13 protein-coding genes and 2 pseudogenes are annotated in these 15478 nt (G+C 58.8%); 7 read left to right on the top strand and 8 right to left on the bottom strand.

Annotated features, from left to right (window positions below; translation table 11 throughout):
• Positions 1–35 precede the first annotated feature (35 nt).
• The 3 genes and pseudogenes from LAC81_RS26045 to LAC81_RS26035 all read right to left on the bottom strand — a co-directional run.
• Positions 36–332: pseudogene (locus LAC81_RS26045) on the bottom strand (IS3 family transposase); the annotation flags it as partial.
• Positions 333–397: 65 nt separating this feature from the next.
• A pseudogene (gene istB, locus LAC81_RS26040) lies at positions 398–1116 on the bottom strand (IS21-like element helper ATPase IstB); the annotation flags it as partial.
• Between the two features lie 100 nt (positions 1117–1216).
• Entirely contained in the window at positions 1217–2530 is a 1314-nt protein-coding gene (locus LAC81_RS26035) for an ABC transporter substrate-binding protein (protein ID WP_223730019.1), read from the bottom strand.
• A 491-nt stretch (positions 2531–3021) separates the two neighbouring features.
• Between LAC81_RS26035 and LAC81_RS26030 the strand changes: the two genes are divergently transcribed.
• A complete protein-coding gene (locus tag LAC81_RS26030) occupies positions 3022–4095 on the top strand; it encodes a LacI family DNA-binding transcriptional regulator (protein WP_223730018.1) in 1074 nt (357 codons plus the stop codon).
• 124 nt (positions 4096–4219) lie between these two features.
• Here the strand turns inward: LAC81_RS26030 and LAC81_RS26025 are convergent, their stop codons facing one another.
• The 5 genes from LAC81_RS26025 to LAC81_RS26005 form a co-directional block, all read right to left on the bottom strand.
• Complete coding sequence (locus tag LAC81_RS26025; RefSeq protein WP_223730017.1) at positions 4220–5221, bottom strand: ABC transporter ATP-binding protein; 1002 nt, start codon at positions 5219–5221, stop codon at positions 4220–4222.
• A 23-nt stretch (positions 5222–5244) separates the two neighbouring features.
• Positions 5245–6069, bottom strand: a complete 825-nt coding sequence (locus LAC81_RS26020) for a carbohydrate ABC transporter permease (protein ID WP_223730016.1) — start codon at positions 6067–6069, stop codon at positions 5245–5247.
• 11 nt (positions 6070–6080) lie between these two features.
• Entirely contained in the window at positions 6081–6953 is an 873-nt protein-coding gene (locus tag LAC81_RS26015; protein WP_223730015.1) for a carbohydrate ABC transporter permease, read from the bottom strand.
• A 249-nt stretch (positions 6954–7202) separates the two neighbouring features.
• Positions 7203–8678: a mannitol dehydrogenase family protein gene (locus tag LAC81_RS26010; protein ID WP_223730014.1), complete on the bottom strand. Its 1476-nt coding sequence runs from the start codon at positions 8676–8678 to the stop codon at positions 7203–7205.
• Positions 8679–8870: 192 nt separating this feature from the next.
• Positions 8871–10109 (bottom strand): ROK family transcriptional regulator, encoded by a 1239-nt coding sequence (locus LAC81_RS26005; protein WP_223730013.1) that lies wholly within the window; start codon positions 10107–10109, stop codon positions 8871–8873.
• 428 nt (positions 10110–10537) lie between these two features.
• On the opposite strand from LAC81_RS26005, the gene LAC81_RS26000 reads away from it, so the two are divergent.
• The 6 genes from LAC81_RS26000 (at position 10538) to purU (ending at position 15476) form a co-directional block, all read left to right on the top strand.
• Positions 10538–11548: a sterol desaturase family protein gene (locus tag LAC81_RS26000; RefSeq protein ID WP_223730012.1), complete on the top strand. Its 1011-nt coding sequence runs from the start codon at positions 10538–10540 to the stop codon at positions 11546–11548.
• A 44-nt stretch (positions 11549–11592) separates the two neighbouring features.
• Positions 11593–11901: a MocE family 2Fe-2S type ferredoxin gene (locus tag LAC81_RS25995; RefSeq protein WP_223730011.1), complete on the top strand. Its 309-nt coding sequence runs from the start codon at positions 11593–11595 to the stop codon at positions 11899–11901.
• A gap of 10 nt (positions 11902–11911) precedes the next feature.
• Positions 11912–12217, top strand: coding sequence for a putative quinol monooxygenase (locus LAC81_RS25990; protein ID WP_223730010.1), 306 nt, complete (start codon positions 11912–11914; stop codon positions 12215–12217).
• Between the two features lie 33 nt (positions 12218–12250).
• Positions 12251–13078, top strand: a complete 828-nt coding sequence (locus tag LAC81_RS25985) for a 3-methyl-2-oxobutanoate hydroxymethyltransferase (protein WP_223730009.1) — start codon at positions 12251–12253, stop codon at positions 13076–13078.
• A gap of 191 nt (positions 13079–13269) precedes the next feature.
• Positions 13270–14496, top strand: a complete 1227-nt coding sequence (locus LAC81_RS25980) for an NAD(P)/FAD-dependent oxidoreductase (RefSeq protein ID WP_223730325.1) — start codon at positions 13270–13272, stop codon at positions 14494–14496.
• Between the two features lie 95 nt (positions 14497–14591).
• Positions 14592–15476, top strand: coding sequence for a formyltetrahydrofolate deformylase (gene purU, locus LAC81_RS25975; RefSeq protein ID WP_223730008.1), 885 nt, complete (start codon positions 14592–14594; stop codon positions 15474–15476).
• The last annotated feature ends 2 nt before the right edge of the window (positions 15477–15478 follow it).

Here is a 15478-nt window from a genome sequence, read left to right as displayed (position 1 = left end):
CGATCCAGATCGCGGCGAGCCCCATCGGATTCATATTCGTCGATCCAAGCCGCTGCTTTCCACGACAAGGGTAGCCAAGCGCCTTGATGGTCCATGCCATGCAACGGCTGGCTCAAATAGTGCTCGACGGCAATCCGCTTCTGCTCATACGAATACCGTTGTTTGGTGCGAACATAACCTGCCGACAAGCCGGGACCGCGTTCGTACTCACGGCACCATTACTTGAGAGCATCCTTCGTCGGATCGCCTAGCTGACGGATCGTGGCCCTCACGCGTCTGCCGACGTCGATGTAGAACTGCACGGCTCTCCTGCGGTCTTCGTACGAATACATGAACTATCTCCTGTTAGTCCAAGTATTCGTCCGCACCTCCAAAGTGCCGAAGTAAAATTCTCCGATTATGCCGACGTGGACGGGACGGAGAATTGGGTATGTTTGGGCGGCCGACTTCTTGGACGTGGCGGCGGGGGGGAAGGAGGGTGGCGTAATCAAAGCTTTGGAACGGACGTGTCAGGCATCAGTTCAGCATGTTGGCGCAGACTGTAACTTGATCCTTCGATCTGGACGACAACGGCATGATGCAGAAGCCTGTCGAGCAGCGCGGTGTCGACCACCGCGCCTCCAAAAACATCGCCCCATTCTGCAAAGCCGCGATTTGACGTCAGGATCATTGCTCCGCTCTCGTAGCGGGCGTTGACGAGTTGGAAGAACAGATTGCCGCCGCCGTCGATGACCGGGAGATAGCCGATCTCATCGACGATCGGCAGACTTGGCCTGCAGAAGAAGCGGATGCGCTCTTGCAGCCGGCCCTCGCGTTCGGCCCTGGACAGCGCTGCAATGAGATCGGCCAGCGGCCAGAAGTAGACGCTCTTGCCAGCTTTGACGGCTTCGACGCCGAGCGCCACGGCGAGATGGCTTTTGCGGGTTCCCGGTGGTCCGAGAAAATGCACCGCTTCATGTCGGTCGATGAAACCCAGTTGCGCAAGCGTGAAGATCCGATCTCGATCGAGGGAGGGCTGGAAGGAGAAATCGAAGCCGGCGAGTGTTTTGATAGTTGCCAGGCGACCCATTCGCAGTGCCGTTTTATGCGGCTGTTCTCGCGCACTTCGGAGAGGATAAATTGACTCGATGAATCCGACCAACCAATCCAGATTGAAATAGCAAACCGCCCGGACACAAGTGTCCGGACGGCCGCCGTTTCCCCTGGGAGGAGGAACTTATTTGATGTATCCGGCGCGGGTCATTTCGCGCACTGTTGTGGTCTGCGCCTGCGCCAGCGCATCGTCAACGGAGGACTGTCCCGCGATGACCGCGGAGAAAAGCTGACCGACGGTCGTGCCAATGCCCTGGAATTCGGGGATCGCGACGAACTGGCCGCCGATATAGGGGACCGGCTGAACGGAGGGCTTGGTCATGTCGGCTGCATTCATCGCGGAAAGCGTCAGATCGGCGAAGGGGGCGGCCTTCAGGTATTCCGGATTCTTGTAGAGCGAAGTACGCGTGCCCGGAGGAACGTTTGCCCAACCCTCCTTGGAGGCGACCAGCTCGGTATACTGCTTGCTCGTCGCCCAGGCGATGAACTTCTGCGCGATTTCAGACTTCTGCGAACTCGCCGGAACCGTCAGGCTCCAGGCCCAAAGCCAGTTGCCGTGATTGCTTACCCCCTGCTTGGTGGGGAAGAGGGCATAGCCGACCTTGTCGGCGACCGTCGATTCCTTCGGATTCGAAACGAAGGATGCTGCAACAGTGGCGTCGATCCACATCCCGCACTTGCCCTGCTGGAAGAGTGCGAGGTTTTCGTTGAAGCCGTTCGAGGATGCGCCGATCGGGCCGGCATCCTTCATCAGGTCTGCGTAAAATTGAAGCGTTGCCTTCCACTCCGGCTTGTCGAACTGCGGCTGCCAGTTTTCGTCGAACCAGCGACCGCCGAAGGTGTTCGTCATCGTGGTCAGCAGGGCCATGTTTTCGCCCCAACCGGCCTTGCCGCGCAGGCAGATGCCGTTCACGCCCGTCGTACGGTCAGTCATCTTGCGGGCAGCATCGGCGATGAATTCCCAGGTCGGGGCTTCCGGCATCTTGAGGCCGGCCTTTTTGAACATGTCCGTGCGGTACATAATCATGGCGGACTCGCCGTAGAACGGAGCCGCATAAAGCTTCCCATCCAAGGACAACGCGCTGCGAACGCCGGGGAGCAAATCGTCGATATCATAGTCGGCGCCGAGTTTGTCGAGCGGCAGGATCCAACCCTGCTTGGCCCAGATCGGCACCTCGTAAGTGCCGATGTTCATGACGTCGTACTGGCCGCCCTTGGTGGCGATGTCGGTGGTCAGGCGCTCGCGAAGAACCCCCTCCTCCAACGTGACCCAGTCGAGCTGGATATCCGGGTTGTTCTTCGTGAATTCCTCGGACAGCTGCTGCATGCGCGTCAGGTCACCGGTGTTGACCGTCGCGATCGTCAGCGATTCTGCGTGTGCAGCAACCGAGAACATGGCCGCAACGCAGCCACCGAGCATCAGACTCATGCGCTTCATTCAAACTTCCTCCCTTACGCCGCCAACCGGCACAATGCCCCCGAGTGCGGCTCGGTAGAAACTTATTGGACTCTGTCCTACGTTGTCAATCGTATTTTATCGCTCTCTATTTTAACGATACTTGCAGGACTTGAATGGCGCTTACTCAATGATGACTACGTTGACATAACCAGTTGCGAGTATTACCAATAGACGCCGGAGTCGAGCTGGCGACCAAGGGAGGCTTTCAAAGGATGTGGGTGCCGAGAGCAGCCAAGAAGTTGGCGTAATCGCGTGAACGCTGCCACAGACAGGCGAAGGCGCCTTTCAATCAAATCAACCTAACACGGATGCCACTATGGCAGGAACCCTCAACTCTGCTGACCAGAGTTTGAGGCCGCTAGGCCCTTCGAAGATTTCACGGAGGTCGGCGCTGTAATCGATCGACGAATAGTGCCATTCGTGACGGATCACGCTAAGACTACTTGTCGAAAAGACTGGAAAGTTCGAGGATGATGACGGGACGGGTCAACAGAAAAGAAAGGGCCACGATTGCGAAACCCTTGCAGCGGGCCACAATGCGCGATGTTGCAGCACTGGCGGATGTCAGCATCAAAACCGTTTCGCGGGTTATCAACGGCGAGAGATACATATCCGAAAACATCTCACAACGCGTAAACGAGGCGATACAGCGTCTCAATTACCGCCACAATCTCGCCGCGAGCCAGCTTCGCGCCGGCGCCAACTCCTCTGCCGTCGGCGTTATCCTTGTCGATATTTCCAACCCCTTCTCCGCGGCTGTTCACCGCGCCGTTGAGGATGTCTTTCGCGAGACCGGGGTCGCCGTGTTCCTCGCATCCACGGATGAGGAATCCGATCGGGAAAGGGCCGCAGTGCACGCTTTTTCCAAGCGACGCGTTGACGGCCTAGTGATCATGCCGGCGAGCCACGACCAGGGCTACCTTCGCACAGAGATGGCAGCAGGAACGCATGTCGTCATTATCGACCGACCTCCAGCATTTCTGAACGTTGATTCGGTGGTCTCCGAGAATCGGAAAGGCGCAAAGATCGGCGTCGATCATCTTCTCCGCCATGGCCATCGGCGTATCGGATTCGTCGGTGATTGGCCGACGGTCGCCTCTTCTCAGTTGCGACTAGCAGGATACGAGGACGCCTTAACCGGCGCGAACATCGAACTGGATCCGACGATCGTTCTGCAGGGCTTTCCCGACGCGGTAGCTGTTCAAAGCGCAACAGAGAAGATGCTGGCGGCGGATCCCGCTATCACGGCGCTGTTTGTCGCGCAGAATGCGCTTTGCTCACCAGCGATGCGCGCCGTGTTTGCCTTGGGCAAACGCAAGGAGATCGCTATCGTTGGCTTCGATGGCTTCGATGGTGCCGACCTGATAGAACCCGGCCTCACCGTAATCGCGCAGGACCCGGCCTTGATCGGGAAGACTGCGGCAGAGCTTCTCCTCAAACGCATGAACGGAGAAAATCCGGAGCCGTCCGCACAAACTCTCCGCACTCATCTGATCATTCGCGGCTCGGGCGAGATCGCGGGTCCGTTCTTCGAAAACCGGTAGCCCGTCCGACGCCAATGTCGCAACAATCAATCCTCCGATCAGGAACGACCAAGACGAACCCGATCGAAGGATTTCCTTTTGAAACGCGCCCGGTGCGATATTGCAGTGCGCGCCAAACTTGTCGCTAGCGAATTGCCAGCCCGACCCGGTCGAAGCGATGGATGTGGGCGGGATCCGGCGTCAGGTATACGACGTCGCCATGCCTAATCTCGATGTTGCCCGGCGCTCGCACTGTCACATTGCCGGCCTGCTCCGTGTGGACATAGACGAAGGTGTCGGCTCCTAGGTGTTCCGCGACGCCGACAGAACCCCTCCATGCGCCCTCGGTTTTGGAGATCGCGATCTGTTCGGGGCGGACGCCGATCGTCTGCGCATTGAACGGGCCGGCTATATTGCCGGTGATGAGGTTCATCTTCGGCGAGCCGATAAACCCGGCAACAAAGAGGTTGTTCGGCCGATGGTAGAGTTCCATCGGGGACCCGACCTGTTCGATATTGCCGGCATTGAGCACAACGATCTTGTCGGCCATGGTCATCGCCTCGACCTGGTCGTGCGTGACATAGATCATCGTCGTTTTCAGCTGGTGATGCAGTTCGCTGATCTCCAGCCGCATGGACCCGCGCAGCGCAGCGTCGAGGTTGGAGAGCGGTTCGTCGAAGAGGAAGGCCGAGGGCTCGCGCACGATGGCCCGGCCGATGGCGACACGCTGGCGCTGGCCGCCCGACAGTTGGCCCGGTCGGCGCTCGAGATAGTTGGTGAGGTTCAGGACGCGCGCAGCGTCGGCGACCTTCTTGTCTATCGCCGCCTGCGACATCTTCGCCATCTTCAGGGGGAAGGCGATGTTCTTGGCGACGCTCATGTGCGGATAGAGTGCGTAGGACTGAAAGACCATGGCGAGCCCGCGCTTGGCAGGCGCGGCCGCGGTCACATCCTTGCCGTCGATCTCGATGGCCCCGCTCGTGGTATCTTCGAGGCCGGCTATGAGACGCAGAAGCGTGGATTTACCACAGCCGGACGGGCCGACGAAGACGACGAACTCGCCGTCCTCGATGGCAAGGTCGATTCCCGGAATGACCTGCGTTGCGCCGAAGGACTTGTTGACTTTCTTGAGAACGATATTGCCCATGGGTTTCCTCCACCGATTTTCGTTTACTTCACGGCGCCGAAGGTCAGGCCGCGGACAAGCTGCTTTTGGCTGAACCAACCCATGATCAGGATGGGTGCGATGGCGAGCGTCGAGGCTGCGGAAAGCTTCGCCCAGAAGAGACCCTGCGGGCTCGAAAACGAGGCGATGAAGGCGGTCAGCGGCGCAGCGTTCGTCGTGGACAAACGCAGCGTCCAGAATGCTTCGTTCCACGCCAGGATGATGTTCAGCAACATCGTGGACGCGATCCCCGGAACCGCCATGGGCGTCAGGACATAGACCACCTCGCCCCAAAGCGTCGCCCCGTCCATGCGGGCCGCTTCCAGGATCTCGCCGGGGATCTCCCGGAAATAGGTGTAGAGCATCCAGATGACGATCGGCAGGTTGATCATCGTCAACATCACCGTGAGCCCTGCCCGGCTGTCGAGCAGGCCCAAATCCCGGAATATCAGATAGAACGGCACCAGCACCGCAACGGCAGGCATCATCTTCGTGGACAGCATCCACATGAGGATATCCTTCGTCCTGTTCGACGGCGCGAACGCCATCGACCAGGCTGCCGGCACACCGATCAGCAGAGCGATGAGCGTCGAGCCAATCGACAGTACCACCGAGTTCAGGAAGAACTTGAAATAGCCGCTCTGGGCTTCCACCGCAGCGTAGCTCTCGATGGTGCCGGACGGGATAAGGTTGAAGCCGGTGATGGCTTCCGATTCCGACTTGAAGCTGGTGATGATGGTGTAAAGGATCGGGAAAAAGATGATGAGCGCCACGATCCATGCGATGACGGTGACAATGGCCACCTTTTTCTTGGAAACTGCTCGAGCCATGATCGCTCCTCCTACTTGTCGAGATTTTTGCCGACGGCGCGCATCAGGAAGAAGGCGACGATGTTGGCGAGGATGACGGCGATAATGCCGCCGGCGGACGCGCCACCGACATCATAGCCGAGGAGCGCGGTGCGATAGATCAGGAATGGCAGATTGGTCGAAGCGTAACCCGGCCCGCCGTTGGTCGTGACCAGGATCTCCGCATAAACACCCAGGAGGAAGATCGTTTGGATCAGGATCACCACGGTGACCGAGCGAGCGAGATGGGGAACGGTTAGATAGATGAACCGATTGTGCGCGCCAGCTCCATCCATCTCGGCCGCTTCCTTCTGTTCGGTGTCCAGTGATTGAAGGGCAGTCAGCAGAATCAGCGTGGAAAACGGCAGCCACTGCCATGCCACGATGATCACGATCGACAGGAGCGGGTATTGCGCAAACCAGTCGACCGGCTGCAGACCCAGGGCGCGACTGATGTCGGCGAGGACCCCATACCCAGGGTGCATGATCATATTCTTCCAGACGAGCGCCGCAACGGGCGGCATCACGAAGAACGGAGAGATTACCAGGATACGAACGAGCCCCTGCCCCGCGATTGGCTGATCGATCAGCAGCGCGAGCGCGATGCCGCCCGTTACGGTGATACAGAGCACGCCGAGAACAATGGCGAGCGTGTTCCAGATCGACTGGAAGAATGCCGGATCGGTGTAGAAATACTTGTAATTGAACAAGCCAGCGAAGCTGACGTTGGCGGGGTTGAGAAGATTGTAGTTCTGGAACGAGAACCACAAGGTCATCACCAAGGGCACGATCATCCAGATCAAAAGCAGCCCTACGGACGGCGCCATCATCATGCGCGCGAGAATTCGCGTGTTTTGCGTAGCCATGTACCCCCCTGAATTTCGAGCTTGGTCGATCCTCGTTGCATCGGCGCGACGGGAATCGGATTTCCTACTGAGAAAGGTCAGGCGCACCGAAAAACGGCCGATGAACCACGTTGCCGCACAAAAGCACGAGCAACGCCGCCACTTCCTCACATATGTCCCGCCATCTCCCCAACAGCGGCCAATGCGCGGCAATCGATCCGGAGCAGTTGTGAACTGGGGAGCTGTGAGCTGCCGGCTTCACTTGTCGACTCAGCGGCTGAGATAGGCTTCGAGCGTTGCCTTCGTGCCGTTGGACCAGATGCTCTCCAGGCCTGATTTGAAAGCAGCGACATAGCGGTCGTTTCGACGCAGGTCGCCGAAGATGTCCGTCATTTCGAGCCAGGCGCCCGCAGAGTTGCGCGCACGTCGCGCGAAGTCCTGGAGGCGATCCCAGTTTGGATCGTTGGCAGCAATCGGCGCGCCCCTGTCAGTCGCCCCGTAGCAGTACCGGCACCAGAACGCCGAGACGAGAGCGAGACCGTCCACGCTTGCACCGGCTTTCAGGCGGTCTGCAACTGTCGGCAAGATGAACTTCGGCTGCCTGTTGGTCCCGTCGTGGCAAAAGCGAGTGATCGTGTCGCCGATCTTCGGGTTGGAGAAACGCCGGTCTACCAGCTCGTAATACTCGTTCAGGTTCGTTTCGGGGACCGGCGGCACGACCGGGATGATCTCGTCGTGCTCGACCTTGCGGAAGAACCCGTTGATCAGCGGATGCTGCATGGCTTCATGAACGAAGTGGATATCGAGCAACGCTGCCGGATAGCCGACGATCGCGCCTCCACCATTGAGAATGCGGATCTTCATGAGTTCGAACGGAACGACGTCCGAAACGAACTGCACACCCACGTTCTCAAGAGCCGGGCGTCCGGCAGGGAAGTTGTCTTCCAGAACCCATTGCCTGTAGCTCTCGCAAAACACCGGCCAGTTGTCTGAAATGCCGTAGCTCTCCTCGAGCAGCTTTCGCTCGCGATTGCTTGTCAGCGGCGTTATGCGGTCGACCATGCTGTTCGGAAAAGCGACGTTTCCTCGAATCCACTCTGCGAATTCGGCATCGATCAGCTCTGCCAGCCCAACCACGACCTGCTGGGCGACATGGCCGTTACCGGGAATATTGTCGCAGCTCATGATGGTGAACGGCAGCATGCCAGCCTCCCGCCTACGCTTCAGGCCGGCAAGGATGAGGCCGAACGTCGTCTGGGGATTGGCCAGCCGATCCTCCACGTCCTTGACGATATCGGGGTGACCGGCGTCGAGGCGCTGCGTCGCCGGATCGATGAAATAGCCGCCCTCCGTGATGGTGAGCGAGACGATGCGTATGCCGGGCGCCACGAGGCACTTGATGATCGAGGCCGTGTCTCCGATTTCGAGATAGTCGATCATGGATGCGGTTACTCGCGCGGCCGATCCGAACGTCTCCTGCTCAACGACTGTGGTCAACCAGTCCTGCGCTTTCAGCTTTTCACGGATTTCCCCGTCGGCGCTACGCACACTGGCGCCGACGATTGCCCAATCCTGGTCTACGCCCGCATTGAAGAGATCGTCGAGATAGACCGCCTGATGCGCCCGATGAAAGTTTCCAACCCCAAAATGCAGGATCCCCGCGCGGAGCTGCTTTGCGTTGTAGTTGGGGATCTGAACCCTCTCGCCCAGCTTCGACAGGTTTTCCGGCGTCAATTGGATCGTCATAGGTTCCTCGGCGAGATGGGGCGGCGGACGATGGTCGGCGAGAACTCGCGCCATATATCGCGCCATGGATAGCTCAGAAGCGGAATTATGTCAACGTAGTCACAATTTGGAAATGGCCAGTCAGTTGAGACAATTCGCCGAAATATCACTGGAACTGACTACGTTGTCATGCCAAGGCCACTAAGGCCACCGCTATCGTTTGAGCACAACCCTATTGTCCGGCGCAAACTGCTCATACATGGGAACCAGAGCCGCACCGAGAGCGCGCGCATCAAAGCCGATGGAGCCCGCACGAAACTCGGGCAGATTGATCCCTTCGAGATTGTAGCGAGGAATCCGTTCACCGATCCGCGCGATCAGCCGGTCGAGAAGGACGCGGTGAAGCACGCCGTCGATCACGACGCTTTCTGCCTCGATGAAGCTTGTCCCTGAGATCGCGGCGTGCGCCAGGGCATCTCCAGCAAGGTCGCACCATTCGTCAAAGCAGGCCCAGGCGGCTTCGTCGAGGGCCGAGGCAGGGCCTCCATCCTCTCGGAAAACGCCTATGGGAACGCCCTGCCGCTCAGCGATCGTCTCCAGCCGATTGAGCGAAGCGGCCTCGATCAACTGTGCCGGCGGGCCGGATTTCGCGCCACCGGAAATGCCGAGCGGAACGGCGTTGACGGCGCCGGCATTGCCGGTTCGTCCGGTAATCAGGTTTCCCTCAAGGACCACACCGCCGCCGATAAGCGTGCTGACATAGAAATAGATCATCGACCGATTTCGCTGGTCGCGGCTGAAGTCTATCTCCGCAAGGCAGGCTGCAGTCGCATCGTTGAGCACGACAGCACTCAGCCCGGATGCCTTTTCGACTTGCCCGATCAGTTCCTTCTCTCGCAAGCGCGGCACGCTTCCGCCAGGGTCGCCGATCACCGCCTCCCCTGCTTCGATGGCCGTCGGCGCGGCGACCCCGACACCGACCAGTCGGGAGCGCTGCAGATCGGACAAGCTTTCAAAGAGGCGATCGAAAGCCTCGCCGATCAGACCCGAAAATTTTCCGGAATCAAGCGCATCGTAGGAGACGGTCTTTTTCACGACCACGCTTCGATCGAAGGAGAGTGCAAGAAGATCGAGAGAGCGCCTGCCGATTTTCATCCCGATCGAAATCGCTCCGTCCGGCGCAAGCTCTATCGGTGTCGAAGGCTGGCCCATGCGCCCGCGGATCACCTCTTTCTTGCGAACGAGGCCTTCCTCCAGAAGCTTGTTGACGATGGTGGTCACCGTCATGGACGAAAGCCGGGTAATTCGAGCAATCTCGGCCTTCGAGAGCGCACCCGCCTCTCGGACAAGGGCCATGATCAGGCGCTCATTGTATTGCCTGACACCCGCCTGGTTGCCGCCGCGGCGCGTGGCGTCGTCCATCAAATCTGTATAGTTACTATCGTCCGACATCGTCGAAGAGAGCTCACGTTTTTCTGGGGCACCGCCATTGGAAACGGCCGCGACCAGGTTGTTGGTGACGTTACGCCATCCAGCTCCTCGCCACCAAGATTTTCATCGGCCGACCAGAAGTTTCGTACCGTCACCACGTCTGTGCCATGGAGAACGACATTAATCAAACCGATAGCGATCGCAAGCTACTTTGTAAAGCCAGTGGATTTACTTATTGACGGCCAGCACGCAAATTGCGATAAAGCGCTCAACGCAGGATCTGACGTGAGGAGCGCTGGTCCCGCAGATTTCGCATCCGGAAACAAGGCAGTCCGAGCGTTCCATGCATCCGTACGCATGGGTTCGTGTGGCCTGCCGCCATTCGAAGTCGTCTGGCCCGACCAGCTCGACGCATGATCATTCGACGGAACCGACTGTGGGAGGCCGTAATGGACGACAATAAATATGGAACGCGCACAAAGCGCGGAGACTGGGCGCCGAACAAGCTTCTGGAACCCGCGCCGATTTGGTTGTTTCCTCCCAAGCCTTTGAAGGTCCTGAAGTGGCTGCCCGCCTACTTCTTCCCGTACAACCTCCTATTCATGGCCTCCGCCCTGGCCTACTGGTATCTCGTCGTCCCGGCTCCCGAGGTTCTTCAGAACTTGACGTGGGGCTGGCCGCTCACAATGATGGCGCTCAACGTCGTGCTGACGTTCCTCTGGTATCAGGCTTGGGAGTTGCCGCTCTACATCCGCCGGCGACAGGAAACCCGCTTCAAGTACAATCACAAATTCCCCGAAGATCAGCCGTCCGACGTCTTCTGGTTCCAGAAACAGACGCTCGACAACATGTTGCGCTCCTTGCTGATCGGCGTTCCGATCTGGACAGCGCTGCAGGTTTTGATGCTATCGGCATCCGCCAACGGCTACATTCCGTGGCTGAACTTTGCCGAGCATCCCTACTGGCTCGCGCTGGTCGCACTCGTTGTGCCGATCATCCACGATTTTCACTTTTACTGCATTCATCGCCTGATCCATGTGCCGGTGCTCTACAAGTACGTCCACTCGGTCCACCATAACTCGGTCAATCCGAGCCCGTGGTCCTCGCTGTCGATGCACCCGATCGAGCATTTTCTCTATTTCGGCACGGTCTTCTGGCACTTCATCATTCCGTCGAACCCGATCATCGCGCTCTATCAGCTGCATTTCGCCGGCTTCGGCGCTGTTCCCGGACACGTCGGCTTTGACAAGGTCGAGACCACCGAAGAAGGCGGCTTCGACACCCACGCCTACATGCACTACCTGCACCACAAGTATTTCGAGGTGAACTACGGCGGCGACGGCCTCGTCCCGTTCGATCGGGTCTTCGGCACCTATCACGACGGCTCCAAGGAGTCGGACGAGCAGATGAAGACCCGTTTCCGTGAAAAGAAGGAACGCCTGAAGGCGAAATCGCAGTGATGCTCGCGCGCTGATTTTCAAAGTTTCAATGAAAGAGAACGACCATGCCTTGGATTGATGTTTGCGAAGCAGAAGACCTTGAGGAAGAAAGCGGACGTCGCTTCGATCACGGCGGCAAGACCTTTGCGATCTTCCGCAACGATCGCAACGAGTATTACTGCACCGATGGGCTTTGCACACATGAGGAGATCCATCTCGCCGATGGGCTCGTCATGGAGAATACGGTCGAGTGTCCGAAGCACTCGTCTATCTTCGACTTCACGACTGGCGAGGTCGAGACGCCTCCGGCGTGCGAAAACCTGCGCACCTACGCTGTGAAAGTCGAAGACGGTCGCATCAAAATCGATGTCTGAGGATGCTCCAATGACCACCGCCAAACAGAAAATTCTAATCGCCGAGGTTACGGCGCGTCTCGAAACCGCCGACAAGGTCGAGGAATTGCTCCGCGACTACGGTCATGTCGTCCGCAACGAGCCCGGAAACGAAGCTTTCGTCTGCTACCGCGTCGATGGCCAGCGCGAAAAATTCGTCGTCTACGAGATCTATGCCGATGAAGTGGCCTTCCAGGCCCATTTATCAGCTCCCGAGAACGCTACTCTCAATGCCGCTCTCGCCCCGCTCGTCGAGGGCAATGGGTCGACCCTGACCTTCTTGCAGCGCGTGGATTGATCGAGACTGCGTTACAACAGCAAAGGGAGCGCAATGAGCCTGAAACAGAAACGACCGCACGTCGCGGACATCCGTGCACGCAAGCAGCGGGGCGAAAAGCTCTCGATGCTGTATGTCACCACGACGGACGAGGCTGCCGCGGCTGCGGCCGCTGGAATTGACCTTCTCTCCATAGAGGCCAAGGACTTCACACCTGAGATGCGGGAAGCTGCCGGCGCATGTTTCGTGCAGATTGGCCTGACACCACCGACGAAGGGAACCGTCGACGGAAAATTGCTCGTCACCGCCGAGCATTTTCTCGAAGCGGCTTACAAGTACACCGCCATCGGCGGGGATTGCTTCTATTGCGCTGCTTCCTTCGAGATACAGAAGGCAATGTGCGACAATCATATTCCGATCGTAGCACACGTCGGCCTCGTTCCGTCCTACATCACCTGGACCGGTTGGCGTGCGGTCGGCAAGTCCGCTGAGGAAGCCCTGGCGATGTGGCAGCAGCTGAAGCGCCTGGAGGAAGCAGGATGCTTCGCGGTCGAGCTTGAAGTCGTGCCGGCGCGAATAACGGAGTTTTTCGCGAAGAACACCTCGATGGTTTACTTCAGCCTCGGTTCCGGTTCAGGCGGCGACGTCCAGTATCTCTTTGCGGAAGATGTTCTCGGCTACGGCCGCACGCGCTTGCCGCGTCACGCCAAGGCTTACCGAGATTTCAAGGCCGAATTCGACCGTCTCAACGACGAGCGGGTTGCCGCGTTTAGCGAGTTCCGCGTCGACGTGGGAAGTGGCGCCTATCCGGCTGACGAACACAGCGTTGGGATTTCGGACGCCGAGTTCGAGAAGTTCCTCAATGGCGTTGGAGAACGGTAGCGCGTCGCGATTCTTGAACAACCGTTCTCGGCACCTGCCGACGAGGTCCCGGCGGCTCTAGCCGGGACATGAAGAGCGAGCAAGAGTTCGCCTCGAACGGATAGCCGCGCTCACGCCCTGTAAGCCCTCGGAGCGCAAGCTGAAATGAACGTTTCTCAGAGATCCAACTTAACGGGGGCCCTGACATGAGCATCGCGGGAATGGTTATCTTGGGTGCGGGAGAGTGTGGCGCATGCGCTGCGTTCGCCTTGCGCAGCAACGGATACGATGGGCCGGTCACGCTGATAGGCAATGAAAGCCATCTGCCCTACGAGCGCCCGCCGCTGTCGAAAACTACGCTCGTTGATGGCGCTGGCCACAAGCCTGTTGCCCCCATCGAGGCCTATCGTGATGCCAAAATCGACGTCCGCCTTGGTGTGATGGTCGACTCCATCTCCCTCGAGGACAGCCATCTATCGCTGAGCGATGGCAATCGCATCTCCTTTGAAAAACTGCTTCTTGCGACCGGCGCCCGTCCCCGCCGGCTTCCCGGATCGGAATTTGCCCACGGAAGGGTCAAATACCTCCGTACCTTCGGCGATGCAGTCGATATCCGCTCCAGCATTGGTGCGGGGCGCCGCCTGGCAATCATCGGCGCGGGTTTCATCGGCCTCGAACTTGCCGCTACCGCACGTACGCGTGGTTGCGATGTCACTGTCATCGAGGCGCAATCTCGCGTTTTGCAGCGCGGCGTCCCGGAGGCGATCGCCGCGGTCATTTCGGCCCGTCACCTCCATGAGGGGGTCGTTCTGAGTTGCGGGGTAGGTATCTCGTCGCTGATCGAGACCGAAACCGGCGTCGAAATCAGTCTTGCCGACGGAACCGAATTCACGGTCGATACCGTCGTGGTGGGTATCGGCGCGATGCCGAATATCGCCCTGGCCGAAGCTGCAGGCATCGAGGTGGACAACGGCATTGCCGTGGACGAAACACTGAGAACAAGCGCATCGAACGTTTTCGCCGCCGGCGACTGCTGTTCGTTCCCTCTTCCGATCTATGGCGGTCGCCGCGTGCGCCTTGAAGCCTGGCGTAACGCCCGCGACCAGGGAGCGCTGGCCGCAAGGAACATGTTGGGCGCCAACGAAGCCATCAGTTCGATCCCGTATTTCTGGAGCGATCAATACGACCTGACGCTTCAGGTGGCTGGGCTTGCCGATGGCGCGGCAACCACAGTTCGTCGAGACGTCGATGGCGACGCATTCCTCTTGTTCCACCTCAACGCCGATGGCGTTCTTGTGGCCGTCAGCGGGATCGGTGGCGGTCTTACCATCGCTCGCGACATCAAGCTCGCCGAAAGGCTGATAGCATCGAAGGTGGTGCCGGATCCGGTCGCCCTGGCATCACCCGATGTCCGCTTAAAAACATTGCTGGCCGGCTGAACCACATCCGACCGCTGCAACCCTCGTCCGTTTTTTAGACCAGACTGAACAGCCTTCCGTGACGGTTTGGCTGCAATTCAACTCGGAGGCCATGAATGAAGACCTTTGTCCTGACCGTATCCTGCCAATCCACCCGCGGTATCGTCGCCGCGATCACCGGTTACCTGGCCGAGAAGAACTGCAACATTGTAGATTCCTCGCAGTTCGACGACTTGGAGACCGGCCTGTTCTTCATGCGCCTGACCTTCAACAGCGAAGGCGGTGCGACGCAGGAGGAGATCGACAGCGGCTTCGCCCCGATTTCCAAGAAATTCGCAATGGTCCACCGGTTCCACAGCAGCCACGAGCGCATGAAGGTACTGCTCATGGTTTCGCGCTTCGGCCACTGCCTCAACGACCTCCTCTACCGCTGGAAGATCGGAGCCCTGCCGATCGACATCGTCGGCGTCGTCTCCAACCACTTCGATTACCAGAAGGTCATCGTCAACCACGACATCCCCTTCCACCACATCAAGGTGACGAAGGAGAACAAGCCGCAAGCCGAAGCCCGCCTGATGGAAGTGGTCGAGCAGTCCGGCGCCGAGCTCATCGTTCTCGCCCGCTACATGCAGGTCCTGTCGGATGCCGTGTGCAAGAAGATGTCGGGCCGCATCATCAACATCCATCACTCGTTCCTGCCGTCCTTCAAGGGTGCGAACCCCTACAAGCAGGCCTTCGAGCGCGGTGTGAAGCTGATCGGCGCGACGGCGCACTATGTTACGGAAGACCTTGATGAGGGTCCAATCATCGAGCAGGACGTCGCCCGCATCACCCATGCGCAGTCTTCAGAGGATTATGTCTCGATCGGCCGAGACGTAGAGAGCCAGGTTCTCTCCCGCGCCGTACACGCCCATATCCATCACCGCGTCTTCATGAACGGCAACAAGACCATCGTCTTCCCGCCGTCGCCGGGCTCCTACAAATCCGAGCGGATGGGCTGAAT

It is taken from the genome of Ensifer adhaerens (assembly GCF_020035535.1).
In the GTDB taxonomy this organism is placed as follows: domain Bacteria; phylum Pseudomonadota; class Alphaproteobacteria; order Rhizobiales; family Rhizobiaceae; genus Ensifer.
This window is presented reverse-complemented; position numbering and strand designations above follow the sequence as displayed.

What these genes read in the sequence shown, in the direction of transcription:
- LAC81_RS26035 (WP_223730019.1), bottom strand. Translation starts at nt 2,530, where the DNA reads ATGAAGCGCATGAGTCTGATGCTCGGTGGCTGCGTTGCGGCCATGTTC.
- LAC81_RS26030 (WP_223730018.1), top strand. Translation starts at nt 3,022, where the DNA reads ATGATGACGGGACGGGTCAACAGAAAAGAAAGGGCCACGATTGCGAAA.
- LAC81_RS26025 (WP_223730017.1), bottom strand. Translation starts at nt 5,221, where the DNA reads ATGGGCAATATCGTTCTCAAGAAAGTCAACAAGTCCTTCGGCGCAACG.
- LAC81_RS26020 (WP_223730016.1), bottom strand. Translation starts at nt 6,069, where the DNA reads ATGGCTCGAGCAGTTTCCAAGAAAAAGGTGGCCATTGTCACCGTCATC.
- LAC81_RS26015 (WP_223730015.1), bottom strand. Translation starts at nt 6,953, where the DNA reads ATGGCTACGCAAAACACGCGAATTCTCGCGCGCATGATGATGGCGCCG.
- LAC81_RS26010 (WP_223730014.1), bottom strand. Translation starts at nt 8,678, where the DNA reads ATGACGATCCAATTGACGCCGGAAAACCTGTCGAAGCTGGGCGAGAGG.
- LAC81_RS26005 (WP_223730013.1), bottom strand. Translation starts at nt 10,109, where the DNA reads ATGTCGGACGATAGTAACTATACAGATTTGATGGACGACGCCACGCGC.
- LAC81_RS26000 (WP_223730012.1), top strand. Translation starts at nt 10,538, where the DNA reads ATGGACGACAATAAATATGGAACGCGCACAAAGCGCGGAGACTGGGCG.
- LAC81_RS25995 (WP_223730011.1), top strand. Translation starts at nt 11,593, where the DNA reads ATGCCTTGGATTGATGTTTGCGAAGCAGAAGACCTTGAGGAAGAAAGC.
- LAC81_RS25990 (WP_223730010.1), top strand. Translation starts at nt 11,912, where the DNA reads ATGACCACCGCCAAACAGAAAATTCTAATCGCCGAGGTTACGGCGCGT.
- LAC81_RS25985 (WP_223730009.1), top strand. Translation starts at nt 12,251, where the DNA reads ATGAGCCTGAAACAGAAACGACCGCACGTCGCGGACATCCGTGCACGC.
- purU (WP_223730008.1), top strand. Translation starts at nt 14,592, where the DNA reads ATGAAGACCTTTGTCCTGACCGTATCCTGCCAATCCACCCGCGGTATC.